The organism is Aquimarina sp. 2-A2 (assembly GCF_045505135.1).
Lineage (GTDB): Bacteria > Bacteroidota > Bacteroidia > Flavobacteriales > Flavobacteriaceae > Aquimarina > Aquimarina intermedia.
The window spans coordinates 497,579-513,986 of record NZ_JBJKFI010000002.1 but is presented as its reverse complement, the minus strand read 5'-3'; the positions used below and the strand labels follow the sequence as shown (position 1 = coordinate 513,986).

At 35.3% G+C, this 16,408-nt stretch carries 12 protein-coding genes; 10 read left to right on the top strand and 2 right to left on the bottom strand.

What is annotated here, in order from left to right; translation table 11 throughout:
• Positions 1-32: 32 nt before the first annotated feature.
• Positions 33-2,222, top strand: coding sequence for an ATP-binding protein (locus ACJRPK_RS07710; RefSeq protein ID WP_407139353.1), 2,190 nt, complete (start codon positions 33-35; stop codon positions 2,220-2,222).
• A gap of 11 nt (positions 2,223-2,233) precedes the next feature.
• Here the strand turns inward: ACJRPK_RS07710 and ACJRPK_RS07705 are convergent, their stop codons facing one another.
• The gene (locus ACJRPK_RS07705; RefSeq protein WP_407139352.1) at positions 2,234-3,004 is read right to left on the bottom strand and encodes an alpha/beta fold hydrolase; all 771 of its coding nucleotides are present in this window, start codon (positions 3,002-3,004) and stop codon (positions 2,234-2,236) included.
• A gap of 169 nt (positions 3,005-3,173) precedes the next feature.
• Between ACJRPK_RS07705 and ACJRPK_RS07700 the strand changes: the two genes are divergently transcribed.
• On the top strand, positions 3,174-5,048 hold the full coding sequence (locus tag ACJRPK_RS07700; RefSeq protein WP_407139351.1) for a peptidase M61: 1,875 nt from the start codon (positions 3,174-3,176) through the stop codon (positions 5,046-5,048).
• Between the two features lie 110 nt (positions 5,049-5,158).
• Here the strand turns inward: ACJRPK_RS07700 and ACJRPK_RS07695 are convergent, their stop codons facing one another.
• Positions 5,159-5,695 carry a hypothetical protein gene (locus tag ACJRPK_RS07695; RefSeq protein WP_407139350.1) on the bottom strand — a complete coding sequence of 179 codons (537 nt, stop codon included), beginning with the start codon at positions 5,693-5,695 and terminating at the stop codon, positions 5,159-5,161.
• A 267-nt stretch (positions 5,696-5,962) separates the two neighbouring features.
• On the opposite strand from ACJRPK_RS07695, the gene ACJRPK_RS07690 reads away from it, so the two are divergent.
• From ACJRPK_RS07690 to ACJRPK_RS07655, 8 genes are all read left to right on the top strand, one after another.
• A complete protein-coding gene (locus ACJRPK_RS07690) occupies positions 5,963-7,819 on the top strand; it encodes a DNA topoisomerase IV subunit B (RefSeq protein WP_148781997.1) in 1,857 nt (618 codons plus the stop codon).
• 24 nt (positions 7,820-7,843) lie between these two features.
• Complete coding sequence (locus ACJRPK_RS07685) at positions 7,844-10,519, top strand: DNA gyrase/topoisomerase IV subunit A (RefSeq protein WP_407139349.1); 2,676 nt, start codon at positions 7,844-7,846, stop codon at positions 10,517-10,519.
• Between the two features lie 6 nt (positions 10,520-10,525).
• Positions 10,526-11,383, top strand: a complete 858-nt coding sequence (locus ACJRPK_RS07680) for a mechanosensitive ion channel family protein (RefSeq protein ID WP_407139348.1) — start codon at positions 10,526-10,528, stop codon at positions 11,381-11,383.
• Between the two features lie 1,270 nt (positions 11,384-12,653).
• Positions 12,654-13,382: a hypothetical protein gene (locus ACJRPK_RS07675; RefSeq protein WP_407139347.1), complete on the top strand. Its 729-nt coding sequence runs from the start codon at positions 12,654-12,656 to the stop codon at positions 13,380-13,382.
• A 198-nt stretch (positions 13,383-13,580) separates the two neighbouring features.
• Entirely contained in the window at positions 13,581-14,033 is a 453-nt protein-coding gene (locus tag ACJRPK_RS07670; protein ID WP_407139345.1) for a hypothetical protein, read from the top strand.
• Between the two features lie 213 nt (positions 14,034-14,246).
• Positions 14,247-14,741: a hypothetical protein gene (locus ACJRPK_RS07665; protein ID WP_407139344.1), complete on the top strand. Its 495-nt coding sequence runs from the start codon at positions 14,247-14,249 to the stop codon at positions 14,739-14,741.
• Positions 14,742-14,992: 251 nt separating this feature from the next.
• Entirely contained in the window at positions 14,993-15,550 is a 558-nt protein-coding gene (locus tag ACJRPK_RS07660) for a hypothetical protein (protein WP_407139342.1), read from the top strand.
• A gap of 557 nt (positions 15,551-16,107) precedes the next feature.
• Complete coding sequence (locus tag ACJRPK_RS07655; protein WP_407139341.1) at positions 16,108-16,368, top strand: hypothetical protein; 261 nt, start codon at positions 16,108-16,110, stop codon at positions 16,366-16,368.
• The last annotated feature ends 40 nt before the right edge of the window (positions 16,369-16,408 follow it).

Sequence of the window (16,408 nt, the reverse complement as noted above, 5' to 3'; positions counted from 1 at the left end):
AATCATAAATTACATTTCAAAAGGCTAAAATCTTGAAAACCATATCATTTTTATTATTTTTTGTAGTCTTTACCCTTAGACTGGCGTTCGCTCAGCAATCTGTTGATCATATAGTCAATGATAGTTTACAGCAATTGATAGAGAAATCAAGTGATCTTTCTTATCAATATAAAATCAAAGAATCTCTTGAACATGCTATACAAGCAGCAAAATATTCAAATCGTATTAATAGTCATTATTATAAAGGACATGCTCATTATTTGATGGGGTATAACTATCAGATATTGACGGATTATGAAAATGCAGAAAAAAACTATACGAAAGCTCTGGAGTTGGGTAAATTGGCAAACGATTCTATCCTTATTTTGTGGGCTGTCAATGGATTAGGAAATGTTTACTCTGAAGGTTTCAAGAATGTACCTAAAGCAGTAGAATTTTATTCTGAGGCGGTTGCCTTGGGAAAAAGCATAAATGACCCGTATGAATATATGTCTCCTATAATTAATCTTGCCTGGACTTATATTGACGCCGAAAACTATAAAGAGGCTTATCCATATTTGCAGGAAGCTGATAGCCTGTCAAAAGTGACGAAGGATATCGAAGCCTTTTGTGAAATTAATTACTTAAAAGGAAGGTATTTTCTACATATGAATGCCTTAGAAAAGTCAAAAGATCACTTCAACCAAGCTTTAACGATGGCTAGGGATAACAATATGTTACTTGAGATGTCGTATATCTATGAAGCGCGTGCCGAGCTTTTCAAAGCATTAAATAATATGGATAGCGCGTATTCTGATCTTAAAGCCTATCAAAAATATAAAGATCAATTATATACCAAGGAACAGCTTAAACAGATTGAAACGGCAAAGGTTGGTTTTGAAGTCGAGGAGTACGAACGAGAATTGGAGCAGACCAAAAAAGAGAAAGATTATCAAACACGTATTGCTAATAACAATCGGATAATCAACATAGTATCGGGGATTTCACTGGTGTTTTTATTGGGAGCAGTTTTCTTTTTTTACCGAGGCTATCACTCCAAGAAAAAGTTGAGTGACGTACTTAGTACTAAGAATAAAGAATTAATTGCCGCCAAAACGGAAGCAGAAGAACTTACTCGTGTTAAATCTCAATTTATATCAACTGTTAGCCATGAGTTGCGCACACCTTTATACGGAGTAGTCGGTATTACGTCACTGCTTTTGGAAGAAGAGGATATACATGAAAAACACAAAAAGTTATTGAGTTCATTAAAATTTTCAGGAGATTATCTTCTTAACTTAATCAATAATGTGCTTCAAATCAGTAAAATAGAGGCAAAAAACATCAAGCTTACTAATACCCCGACAAATCTGTTTAAGCTTTCACAGAACCTTCTCAACTCTTTTGAATATCAGGCTAAGAGTAAGAATACCGAACTTATTTTGGACACCCCAAATGATCTTCCGGAAACCGTAGATGTTGATTCTTTGCGTTTATCAGAGATTTTAATTAATTTAATAGGTAATGCGGCCAAATTTACTGAGAACGGAAAAATTTGGTTGAGAATTAGAATTATAGGTCAGAAAGATGATATGATTCATCTTCGCTTTGAGGTAGAAGATAACGGACCGGGAATACCAGAAGATAAGCAGGAATATGTTTTTGAAAAATTTTCTCAGGTCAATCGGGAATCAAATAAATTAGAAGGTACAGGTTTGGGGCTTTCAATAGTAAAAAACCTAGTTCAAATGATGGGGAGTACAATTCATTTGAATAGCAAAGAGAACAGAGGGACTCGCTTTTATTTTGATCTAAAACTACAGGTCATTCATGAAGATGCTCAAAAAAATCATTTCAATAATGATAATGGGGCGACAGAGGTGTATCGCCGAATTCTAATAGCAGAGGACAATAAGATTAATCAAATTGTGACAAAAAATTTATTAAATCTAATAGGATATGATTGTACCATAGTTGAAAATGGATTTAACGCATTACAAATGGTCAAAAAAGAAGATTTTGATCTCGTATTAATGGATTTAAATATGCCGTATTTAAATGGGATTGAAGCGTCCAAGCGAATACGAGAATTTGATCAAACTACTCCCATCGTGGCACTCACAGCCTCAGAACTCGAAGAGGTACGACAAGAATGCATGGATGCCGGGATGAACGATATCATCAATAAACCCCTTAATAAAAACGATTTAAAAAATATTATCACCAAGAACTTACTTCCTTAAGAAGTTTTAACTCATTGTAAGTTAGCTATAAATTCACTCACTTTTTCTAGTACAAGGTTCGGACATTCTTTATGAGGGGAGTGACCGATATTTGGTATAATATAGGCTTCTGTATGCTTGCTAGAACTGTAGTTTACTATAGCTTCTACTTGTTTATTGGTTCCGTATTCATCCTGAGCACCCTGTATGATTAATGATGGACATTGGATACGTTTTAATTCCTTAGTTATGTCCCAGTCCTGAAACTCTTTGGATAACCAGGTTTCTGTCCACAGGGTAAAGACAGCTTCAGTTTTTGTACCATGATACCTTTCCAATTTTTGCTTCAAATTTGTTGTTTTATAGGCTTCCTTTGCTGTGAGGATACCTTGAAGCGTTTCATTTTCTACAAAAACGTGGGCCCCTTCAGTAATAATTGCTTTAAAAGTAGTTGGATAGAAAGAGGCTGCCAGTAAAGCAATACTTCCGCCATCACTATGACCAAATAATATGCAGGATGTAAGTTTTAACGCTGTAAGTATTGTATTCAAAGTATGCGCTTCTTTAGCTAAATAGTCACGATCCCGATGCGCAATTGTAAACGGGTCTGATTTGCCATATCCCTGTCGGTCATATATCACTACGTTACAGTTCGTTCTTTGTGCTAGTTGTATAGGAAAATCTCTCCAGAGTTCAACGCAGCCTAGAGAGTCATGCAAGAATACTAACGTTTGCTTTTGACTGTCCAGAGGTAATGGTATGGCCACATTGTAGGTGACCGAATCGAGTAGTAGTTTTTGCATAGATTCTGATATCGAATCCCAAAATTATATTAAAAATTAAACTAATCGATATTTTTCTCACCAAACCTGTAACACTCTTGGTAAAGCTTCGTCCAATATAATACAAGCGTAACGCTAACCAACAATACAATTTTTTTAAAAATAAAAATTTCTTATTAAGACAGAATTCATGAAAAAAACATTGGCTACCGCGTCTCTGGCAATCTTATTGTTTGGATGTGGAACAACTAAGCAAAATAACGATTTAGCTATAAACACACCTATTCAAACTTCAATTGATTTGGTGGATATACAAGAGGACAAAGCACCGGTTCAAATAAACCCCGGGCGTTTTACACAGGATACGGTAATGTACCGATTACCAAAAGTCGTCCAGGGGACGTATGCGGTAAGTGATTTTGGATCATTTGTAGAGAACTTCAAAGCTTTTGACTATGCTGGTAAAGAAATTACTGCTGTAAAAGTTGATACAAACTCATGGCAAATTCCTAATGCGCGTCAGTTAGATGTGATCCGGTACGAGGTGAATGATACGTATGATATTGAGCAAACTTCCAAAAAGACTCCTTTTTCACCTTCAGGAACTAATATAGAGCCTGATAATTATGTCTTAAACTTACATGGTTTTATTGGGTATTTTGACAATTTGAAGTCGAATCAATACGCTTTAAGCGTGCATACGCCGTCTAATATGAAGAGAACCTCGGCATTATCGTTAGTCAGTTCGATTACTAAGGACGATGCCACAGTGGTTGATAACTACATGGCTACCCGATATTTTGAAATCACGGATAATCCCATGATGTATGGAATGCTCGATGTAGAGGAATTCGAAGTGGGGGATATCAAGATTGTTTTGAGTGTTTATTCTCCGAATAAAACGCATACGGCTAAGGGTATAAAAGAAACTGTTTTCAAAATGATGAAGGCTCAAAAAGCGTATATGGGAGCTATCAACAGTACGCCACGGTATGATATTTACCTCTATTTGTCACCGGGAACAGAAACCGCTCCTACGGGTTTTGGTGCTTTAGAACATCACACTTCTACCGTAGTAGTTTTGCCTGAACAGATGCCCGAGGATGCGTTAGCAAGTGCTATGATAGATGTGGTTTCTCATGAATTTTTTCATATCGTTACCCCATTAAGTGTTCATTCAGAAGATGTACATTATTTCGATTATAACGCACCGACTTTTTCTAAGCATCTTTGGATGTATGAGGGAGTAACTGAATATTTTGCCACCTTATTTCAAGCAAATCAGGGATTGGTTGAAGAAAATAAGTTTTATGACAAAATTTTAGATAAAATAGTTGCCTCAAAAGGCTTTGATGATGAGATGAGTTTTACTGTAATGAGTGAAAACATTCTTGACGCTCCATATGCTGCAAATTATATTAACGTATATCAAAAAGGTGCGCTAATTGGTATGTGTATCGATATTTTGATGCGCGAAGAGAGTAACGGAGAAAGAGGGATTTTGTCATTAATGAAAGAACTTTCCAATAAGTATGGAAAGGAAAAACCATTTAAGGATGATAATCTGATAGCCGAAATTACAAAAATGACATATCCTTCAATTGGCAAATTTTTGAAAAATCATGTAGAGGGGACAACACCAATAGATTACGAAGACTTTTTTAATAAAGTTGGTTTAAAAATCACGTCAAGCAAAGTAGAAACAAATTACATTCAAAATGCAGGAGCTCTTATCGTAGCTGGAGACAAAGATAAAGGCGGTATTTATTTCAATGAATTGGTACTGGATAATAGTTTCTGGGCTGATAACGGCGTGTTACCTAATGATTTTATAGTTTCTGTAAATGGGGAAGCACTTACTTTACAAAACGCTAATACGGTCTTGCGAGGTTCATTACAGTGGAAAGAAGGAGATCCTCTTAAAGTTGTATTAGATAGAGCAGGGGAAGAGGTTATTCTTGAGACGACCCTTAAGAAATCATACACGCAAGGCAAAACTATTTTGCCAGTAGAAAATGCAACTGAAAAACAGTTAGCATTGCGAAAGGCGTGGGTAAAAGGGTAGTAGTATTCTTTTGCAAATATGCCATAAAAGAGGATTGGCATTCAATTTAAAACAATAAGCTCGGGCAAATTTGCCCGAGCTTATTGTTTTATACTATGTTTACTACCGTTTTACAGCGGATCAGCAGTAACCTGATATTTCATTGCCGCGTTTACTTTAACCGTATTTGTAAGTGCTTCTTTTGTAACTACCTCTGTTCTCAAATTGTAAGAGGCACCTTTTACATAGACATCCAGAGCAGCATTCGTAGTTTCTAAATCCAATGTTTTTACGCCTTCCGGAATGGTATCAAGCGAAGCCAGTTCTATTTCATTCTCATCATTAGTATCGGATATAAAAATTCGAATGGATTTTAGAAAATTAAAAGTTTGTCCTTCGGGAGAGGTGATGTTAAGTTTAAGAGATGTAAGCTTTATCTCTTTTACAAGGTCTACACGACTGTCATTTTGCTCAAACTCACTTTGTGAATTACTCTTTACCGGTGGTGTAGCGATATCAAAAGGAGTAGCAAGCGGAACACCCGAGCCTATTTCGATATCTGTATCATCAGAAATAGTAAACGTTAATAAATCATCAACTACATCACAAGCAACCACACTAAGTGCTACAGTGAAGAGCGTCAGAAAAGATTTGGGAAATTTCTTCATCTTCATATATTTTTAAAATTAGTTTGTAAAGATATAAAAACAAATCTTATACCATTTATTCGGGATAAGAAGATACCTTACCGATGTATAACGAAATAATTTTTGTATGAATTGAAATAAGATGATCATAAGATGAGTTATAAGGGTAATAAACTGTTAATCAGTTAATCAACAATATCAAATTTATATTTGTTAATTACTTTGTAATTGGCTAGTTTTAAATTTGTAGGTGAAGTCTTATCTTAGCGAGCATTCTACCCAAAATTTATGAGCAACGAAACGAAGTATACAGAAGATAACATACGATCTCTTGATTGGAAAGAACACATCCGTATGCGTCCGGGGATGTATATTGGTAAATTAGGTGATGGTTCTTCTGCCGATGATGGTATTTATATCTTATTAAAAGAAGTTTTAGACAACTCTATTGATGAATATGTGATGGGAGTTGGTAAAACCATTGACATCTCTATTCAGGGCGAAAAAGTTATTGTACGTGATTATGGTCGTGGAATCCCTTTAGGTAAAGTTGTGGATGTAGTTTCCAAAATGAATACCGGAGGTAAATATGACAGTAAAGCCTTTAAAAAATCCGTTGGATTAAATGGAGTAGGAACCAAGGCGGTTAACGCACTATCGTCATTTTTTAGAGTAGAGTCGACCCGAGATGGTAAATCAGCGTCTGCAGAGTTCGAAAAAGGAAATCTTACCAATCAGGATGGGCTGGAGGAGACCTCAAGACGACGCGGAACCAAAGTTTCCTTCATTCCTGATGATTCTATCTTCAAAAATTATAAGTACCGTACCGAGTATGTAGCAAAAATGCTTAAGAACTATGTGTACCTAAACCCTGGTTTGACCATAGTATTCAACGGTGAAAAATATTTTTCTGAAAACGGACTTAAAGATTTGTTATCAGAAAGTATAGGAGAAGAAGATCGATTGTATGATATCATACACCTCAAAGGAGATGATATAGAAGTTGCGATCACACATAGCAAAACTCAATACAGTGAAGAATATCATTCTTTTGTGAATGGTCAAAATACCACACAGGGAGGAACGCACCAGGCAGCGTTTAGAGAGGCCGTAGTAAAAACCATACGCGAGTTTTATGGCAAAAACTATGAGGCAAGTGATATTCGAAAATCAATCGTTTCTGCAATTAGTATCAAGGTAACCGAGCCGGTTTTTGAGAGTCAGACAAAAACGAAGCTGGGGTCTACTGATATGGGAGACGGGATGCCTACTGTAAGAACATATATTAACGATTTTCTTAAAACAAAATTAGATAACTACCTACACAAAAACTCTAACACAGCAGAACAGCTGCAACGTAAGATCTTACAAGCTGAACGAGAACGCAAAGATCTTTCAGGTATTCGTAAGTTGGCTAAGGAACGTGCTAAAAAGGCCAGTTTGCACAACAAGAAGTTAAGAGATTGCAGAGTGCATTTGACCGATAGTAAAAAGGATCGCAATTTAGAAAGTACCTTATTTATAACCGAGGGTGATTCGGCGAGTGGATCTATTACCAAGTCTAGAGATGTAAATACACAGGCAGTATTTAGTTTGAGAGGAAAGCCTCTTAACTGCTATAATATGAGCAAGAAAATTGTGTATGAAAATGAAGAATTTAATTTACTTCAGGCAGCGCTCAATATTGAGGAATCTATGGAGGATTTACGATATAATAATATTGTAATCGCTACCGATGCCGATGTTGATGGGATGCATATTAGACTACTATTGATCACATTCTTTTTGCAGTTCTTTCCTGAATTAATAAAAGAAGGACATCTGTATATACTACAAACTCCGTTATTTAGAGTTCGTAACAAAAAAGAGACAATATACTGTTACTCAGAACAAGAGAAACGTGATGCAATTCAAAAGTTATCCGGCAAACACGAGATTACTCGATTTAAGGGATTAGGTGAAATATCACCTGATGAGTTTGTTCATTTTATCGGAGAAGACATTCGACTGGACCCGGTAATGTTAGACAAAGAACAAACAATTGAAGAATTACTGTCCTTTTATATGGGTAAAAACACTCCTGATCGCCAGGAATTTATCATTGATAATCTCAAGGTAGAATTAGATACAGTTGAAGAGCAATAATTTTAAGAGAACCCCTAAATTTATATGAATACAGACAAGGAAAACGAATCTGATCCGTTAGAAAATATTCCGGCAGAAAACCAAGAGCCGCAGCATGAGCCCCAAGAAGTTATCACCAAGGTCTCTGGGATGTACAAAGATTGGTTTCTGGATTATGCCTCCTATGTGATTTTAGAACGTGCCGTACCGGCAATTGAGGATGGTCTTAAACCTGTACAGCGACGTATCTTGCATTCTATGAAGGATTTGGATGATGGACGCTATAATAAGGTGGCTAACATTGTCGGACATACGATGCAGTATCACCCGCATGGAGACGCAAGTATCTCGGATGCGATGGTACAAATAGGTCAAAAAGATCTGTTGATCGATATGCAGGGTAACTGGGGAAATATTCTGACAGGAGATCGTGCTGCTGCTGCAAGATATATTGAAGCGCGTTTATCCAAGTTCGCGTTGGATGTAGTGTATAACGCCAAAATAACGGATTGGCAATTATCCTATGACGGACGTAAGAAGGAGCCTATAAACTTACCTATTAAGTTTCCTTTACTATTAGCTCAGGGAGCCGAGGGTATTGCGGTGGGGCTAAGTACCAAAGTACTCCCTCATAATTTTATTGAACTTATAGACGCTTCAATCAAGCATCTACAAGGAAAAAAGTTTACAATTTTACCGGATTTTCCTACAGCGGGAATAGCAGATTTCACGAATTACAACGATGGACAGCGGGGCGGTAAAGTGCGCGTGCGTGCTAAAATATCGCAACTGGATAAGAACACGCTGGTAATAAACGAAATTCCATTTTCGACAACTACGAGTTCCTTAATCGATTCTATTTTAAAGGCGAATGAAAAAGGAAAGATTAAGGTTAAAAAAATAGAGGATAATACAGCAGCAACTGTTGAGATCCTCGTACACTTGCCCGGTGGGATATCTCCGGATAAAACCATTGATGCACTCTATGCATTTACTAATTGCGAAGTTTCTATTTCGCCCCTTGGCTGTATTATCGAAGATAATCGCCCTAATTTTATAGGAGTCTCAGAAATGCTACGTAGGTCTACAGATCATACTGTAGAATTATTAAAAAGTGAGTTAGAAATACAACTCAATGAGTTGCAAGAACAATGGCATTTTGCGTCTTTAGAGCGTATTTTTATTGAAAACAGAATCTATCGAGAAATCGAGGAGGAAGAAACCTGGGAAGGGGTCATTAGTGCCATAGACAAAGGATTACAACCACATATTAAGCACTTAAAGCGCGCTGTTACCGAAGAGGATATTGTACGATTAACCGAAATTCGTATTAAAAGAATATCAAAGTTTGATATCGATAAAGCACAACAGAAAATTGAAGCCCTTGAGGCAGATATCGCTCAAATTAAGCACCATCTTGATAATTTGGTAGCCTACGCGATAGATCACTTTAAACGCTTAAAAACAACGTATGGTAAGGACCGTAGTCGATTAACTGAAATCAAGATTTTTGATGACATTGAGGCTACCAAAGTTGTAATACGAAACACTAAACTTTATGTGAATCGGGCAGAAGGGTTTGTTGGGACCTCCTTACGTAAAGATGATTATGTAACCGACTGTTCTGATATAGATGATGTCATTTGTTTTACCGCCGAGGGTAAAATGATAGTAACACGAGTAGATGCCAAAACCTTTATTGGGAAGGATATTATTCATGTAGCGATCTTCAAGAAAAAGGATAAACGTACGATTTACAATGTAATTTACCAAGATGGGAAAGGAGGAGCGTCCTATGTTAAACGCTTTGCCGTAACCAGTGTTACAAGAGATAAAGAGTATGATCTGACCCAAGGAAAAAAGAACTCAAAGATCTCTTATTTTTCAGCAAACCCGAATGGAGAAGCCGAAATCGTGACGATACATCTAAGACAGGCCGGGAGTATCAAGAAACTTAAATTTGATCTTGACTTTGCAGATCTTTTAATCAAAGGACGCGGAGTCAAAGGAAATATTGTGACTAAATACAATATTAAGAGAATCGAATTAAAGGAGCAGGGTGTTTCTACCTTAAAACCTCGCAAAATATGGTTTGATGAGACTGTACAACGTCTTAATGTGGACGGAAGAGGTGAACTTTTAGGAGAATTTAGAGGCGATGATCGTTTATTGATCATTAACCAACGCGGTGTTGCAAAAACAATTGTTCCTGAAATTACAGCGCATTTTGATTCTGATATGGTCGTATTGGAGAAGTGGAAGCCCAAAAAACCAATATCTGCAATCTACTGGGACGGAGAAAAAGAACGCTATTTTGTCAAGCGTTTTTTAATCGAAAATCCTGAGAAAGAAGAGATTTTTGTCACCGAACACCCCAAAACGCAACTGGAAATTCTTTCAACAGATTATAAGCCTCAGGTTGAAATAGTGTATAATAAAATAAGAGGTAAGGAGCAAAAACCAAGTGATCAAATTGAATTAGAAGAATTTATTTCGATAAAAGGAATCAAAGCGTTAGGGAATCAATTAACCACAGAAAAGGTGAAGCAACTCAATATGTTAGATCCAATTCCGTTTGAAGAGCCTGAGCCAATAAAACCTGAAGATATGGAGGTTAAAGATGAAGAGTCCGTAACGTCCGAAGCAAATAAAAAAGCTGTAGATTCCTCAAATAATGATGATGAAGATGCTGATGATAAAACGCAAACAACATTGTTTTAAATTTTAATGGAAAAGTTTTTACAAAAATATATCGATGTATCTACTGTAGAGGGAACGATTCTTTACAGTTTGGCAGTGCTCTTAATTTGTTGGGGGGTGTCATGGATATTAGGATTTATTTTAGGTAAATTTCTTTATTACAGACAAAACAGAGCATTACGAGGCGTCACGCAAATAAAATTCTTTAAGAATGCGCTTCGTTTGATGTTATTTCTTTTAGGCCTCTTCATTATAATTTTAACCGTGCCCGGATTACGAGAAAAAGCTGCGTATATTTTTTCGGGTGCAGGAATTTTAGCTGCTGTGATAGCCTTTGCCGCTCAAGCAGCGGTAGCCAATATTATCGCAGGTATATTTATCGTTATTTTTAAACCTTTTAGAGTTGGAGATTACATAAAATTGGACGAGGAGCGCTTGGGAATCGTTGAGGATATCAATCTTAGACAAACCGTGATTCGTACGTTTGAGAATAAGCTATTAATCATCCCTAACTCTGTAATCAGTAATGAATCCGTACTCAATCACAACATTCGAAACTCTAAAATTCTAAGTTTTAATAACTTTAAAATTGGATTATTCGCTGATATTGATAAAATAAGAGGCATTATACAGGAGGAAGCCAGGAAACTACCGCTTTATTTTGATAATAGAACCAATTACGAAAAAGAAAACGAGCTGCTTAGCGACGTCGAGGTTCGCGTAATTGATGTCTTTGACACCTACATTCATATTCGTGCTTATGTATGGATATCTGATCCCTTTATGGAGTTTAAAATGAAATGCGACCTCAAAGAGGCTGTTCAAAAGCGTTTTATTGCCGAAGGGGTTGAGATGCCCATACCATTACGTAAGATTATTCAGTAGCTACAATTTGTTGATTAGTGGCTCGAACGCATAAGAAGCAAATTAAGACTAACGTCAAATAATAGAATCTACAAAGGGTGCAGTTCACTATTTTTATTAGACGATTACAGTATCCAAAAGGTTAGTTAAGTAAGTAGTGTCTACCAACAGTTGATATCCTTAAATGATAAATATTAGGTTTGAAATCCTATGCTTTGCTTCATGAGTATGAGATACATAACAGAAATAAAGTAAAATATCTAATGGCACTGCTATCTTATCTATTTAAACTAGTAAAAAACGGCAATAACACTGTGTCGCATCAGCATGGTACAAATCACATATTTTGCTAAACCCTTGCTACCACTGCTTGGAAAGTTGCCGCCCGTGTCCTGAAGCTTTCCCGGAGGTGGGAAATGTTGCCGCCCGAGTCCTGAAGGTTTCCCGGAGGTGGGAAACGTTGCCGCCCGTGTCCTGAAGCTTTCCCGATGGTGGGAAATGTTACCGCCCATGTCCTGAAGCTTTCCTAGTGGTGGGAAAGTGTGCCGCCCGTGTCCTGAAGGTTTCCCGATGCTAGGAAAAAAGAATGTATTTTGAATACTGACTATAAAATATTGAATATTGAATACTGAAGGACTGAACAATAAATATAAAATCATAAAGGCTAAATGTAAAAGTGTCTCCTTTAATGCTAAATTTCACGTGAGATAAAAACGTCCTATAAAAACTTTAGCGTAAAAAATGAAGTGAAAGTAGTGGCTACAGGAAATTCGTTTAAAACGAAAAGTACATATTGTACTCAGAATAATGATAGCATGTATAAAGTTTAAGTTCGTAAACCTGTTTTAATTTCATGTAACGTATTGAACGTTATTTTTAGCAAAAGTTTTTAAGACTAGACTTTTCCCGCCTGCCTGAACGATTTATCGTGTAGGAACCTAAAATATGCGTTCGGGCGGGTTGGTTCTTTTTTGGGAGATGCAAAAAAGAATACATAGTATTTGAATACCGAATATCGAATGCAAAACATCGAATGCTAAAGGACTAAATAATAAATGTAACATCGTAAAGGCTAAATGTAAAAGTAGCGACTATAGAAGATTTGTTTTAAATGAAAAATAGGTTGGGCGATGCAAAAACGAATACATAGTAGTTGAATACCGAGTATTTAAATAAAATTTGTAGCTTAGTCACAATTAAAACCCACTACCAACCCCACTTCGTATCTTAAGGGTAGTGATTGTAAAAGGTGACTGCATAACATTGTTAGCTGTCATATAAAAACAAACCTGTGAATTTTATTAAACGTCTTTTCAAAAACTTTAATTCGGACTCAGAATCCAAAGGTGAATTGAATAATGAAGTTAAAGAAAAACGAAAACCTATTGAAAAAGTAAATGAGCTTGACTTTGCTTGGGAATTATTTAAAAAAGAAGAGTTTGAAAAAGCAATTGAAGAAGCTGAAAAATATATAGGCGATCCCAATATTAAAATAGTTCTTGAAGCCAAAAAAGTCATTGGTTTGTCACTTTTTAGACAAACTAAATATTCTGAATCTGAACTTATATTCCAAGAAATATCAGAAAAATCCAAAAATCCAGATGATTGGTTTAACCTAACTACTTCTGCAACTCTTAACAAGAATATTGAATTGAGTGATAAGGCTTTTGATAAAGCAATTGAATTATATAAACAAAACGGAACACGAGAAAACCTATCTATTCCAAATATGCATTGCTATTATATGCAGGGATTAACTGATATCGGAAAGTTTGAAAAAGCATTTATTCATTTTAAGAAAATGAAAGAATTCTATGGTCAATATGTAATTACTGATAGTCATTTTTTATATATGCGAGGTATGCCATTCTTTGAACATTTCTTGGAATCAAGTGAACCGATTTTAAAAAACATCAATTTGGAAAATGCTAAAAAGGAATTAATCGAACTTAAATCCAAAGTGGATGAGTACGGAAAGGAATTAGTAACTGGATTGGAAAATAAAATAAACGCCAGCTAACAACACCTATGCGATAATGCGGGGTTTAGATTTAATCGAAAGGTTGTTGCTTATTTGGTAAGTCGCCAAAGATTTAAATTTAGTATTTTAGAAAATATAAAAACAAAACATAAACTTTGGCTAAGTGTTGGCACAAAAACCTGTGATTTTTTGCTCCCGCACTACGCATAGCTAAACGTTAGCATTCATTAAAACACAATGAAAGGAAAAAAAATTATTGATTCTTGTATAGGAAAATCATTAAATACTGGGAAAATCCAATCATTTGTTTTAAACGGTGAACTAATTGACAAAATCAATGTTACGTTTCTAAAATTTGACAATTGGATTAAAATAGTATCAACAGACGAAATAACAACTGTGGAAAATGAGGATAATTCCTTTGATAAAATTAACTCATATGGAGATGATGAATTTTATTATCCTATAGAAAAAATTGAAATTGAGTTTTCTGATTTCAAAAAATATAAAGGAAAGCGATTATTGAAATGGAAAGAACTTGTGTGGAAAAATGACTCTAATATGAGTTATGGAATTAATCTATACTTTGAAAATGACTTGAATTTAATAATTCACAACGAGACAATACCTGACGATAAAAACAAATATATTTTCGAGAATAATTTACCAAAAGATTTGGAAGAAAAATAAAAACGAAATGCTAACACGGTATAAAAAACATAGGGCGGTTTTGGCTTTCCGAAAGGTCTGTGTTTCTTTATAAAGTCGCCTAATCTTATGGATTTATCTTAGGGCAAGAAAAAATAAAACAAAATATAAAAATTCGGCTCTGTGTTAATCCGAAAAGTTAGTGTCTTTTTGCACGCTACGTTTCATACGCAAGTCCGTTGTGCTTAATTCGAAATGAAGAAAATAACCAAGAATCATAGAAAGGAGATAAATGAAAAACTTCCTTATCTCCGAAAGCTAATCGAGAGGGAAGATACTGATTATCAAATTATTTTTGTTAGTGTTTTTGACCGTTGGTTGACTCAGGACGAATTCGAACCTGAAATTCATACTAAAGACTCAAGGGAAATTAGTATAAGACGAGACAACCTGCAAAATTTCATAAAAGGACTATTCAATATGACTCCGACTTTTACATGGAGGATTAAAAGAAAGAACAGATTTATCATTTATCCGTTTGATACAGAAAAACAAATTTTAAACAAGGTTGATATTCAGAATCAACATAGTGAATCTGGTCAGCGATATGACTTAATACTACCTGAATTTGAAGCAGTCTATAGCGAAGAATGGGATTGGACAAATATTATCTGGTTTAGAAACCAAGAAAAATTAGAACCACTGATAGAGCTGGCTGAAAAATCGGGACTTTATATATTGAAAAAATGAAAAACTAAGCACAACAACTAAGCGTTCATGTGGTCCTTACGACCGAGCGTGAATGCGGTGTTGATTAAACCGGTTTGCTAGTCTTTTATATGGGATTTGGAAAGTCTTTTTTAGAAATGTATTTTTAGGTTTCTTTGATGAGAGACATCTTAGAAATAAACAACAATCGACAAGGTTAGAAACTATTTTAGTGTAACGCTTAATCTTTAACTTGTGTAAAGGATGTCCCTTAACGAACAGCTGAAAAAAAAATGAAATCCGAAAAATATATACGTTTAGGAAAAGGAACTGCAATAATATCATTCTTTATCGGAGCTTTGATTTTCGGAATTTACTTTCTAACCTCAGACAGCGATTTGTTGTTTATCGGATATGGATTTATTGTTCTCGCAGGAATTACAAATTTAATAATTTTAATAGCAATTTTAGCTAAATCAAAAACGGACTTGATCAATCGGAAAAGACTTTTAAAAACAAGCAGATTAATATTGATTAATCTACCTATAATGTTCCTTTTTATTTGGTTTTCATTGATTTTAATTGGGAATATGAGAATCACGTTCACTAACTCAACTCAAAACAAACTGACTGATATTAAAATTGTAGGTTGCGAAACTGAACATATTTCGGAATTAAAACCTAATGAAAGTAAAACTGTTTGGGTGGGCATTACTGGAGATTGTTCAATAACCTTGGAATATTTGGAAAATGGAGAACAAAAAAAAGAAATGGTTGCTGGATATGTGACAAACGGAATGGGACAAAAAATGAAACATAAAATTGACGGAGAAGACAAAGACATATTATAAAAAACTATTTACAACACTAGTAACCCTTGCACAAGCCCTTAAAAAAGATAAAATAGGTTAAAAACCTTGAATCTAAACGCTAGTTTTCTAGAACGATATACTAATAACTACTTCCATATAAATTGCTTTAAAGGCTTTGTTTCAGGTCTTAGAAGGCATTCTAATCGAAAAAGATGGATCAAAACACTCCCGCTTTGTCCGTTTCCCGATATATTTTGTGAGCAACCTAAAAGTTGCTCCTTTCCCTAGATAGGGAAAGGTGGCCAAGCAACGCGCGGTCGGAAAGGGTAAAAAGTGAATAGAGAATTTTAATATATGAAACTCTAAATATAATAGCATCCTGTTTCCTATCATCTTGTTTCTTCCTACCGTTCTATCAACTTTTGCCTTCTGCCCAGTGCCTAACATTAGCTTATTCAAAATAAAATTATTAGTTTAGTCATCATTAAAACCAAAATCCCACCCCACTTGGTAACTTTTTTAGTTGCCATGATTAGCATAGATAAATAAGAAATATAGTTACCAAAGGTGACTGTATAACAGTGTTGTAAAACATTATGAAAAATAGCCTGCTAACAATAATAATTACTGTTTTAATTTCAGGTTGTTCTGATTTTGAAACTAAAACCGATATAAATAATAAACTCAAAATCGACGTTCCGAAAGGTTGGGCTTTCCAAAATGCTGGAGAAGAAATTATTTCTATAATGAGATTTACTGACACAACTGTAAATTACAAGGACCGATTATTATTTGATATTTCGTGGGAATCGAACAAGACCGAGTTTACGCCTGAATTTAAAACTTTAATGGATTAAATTGCAATTGCGAAAGTTGGTATACCAAAAAATCAATCTT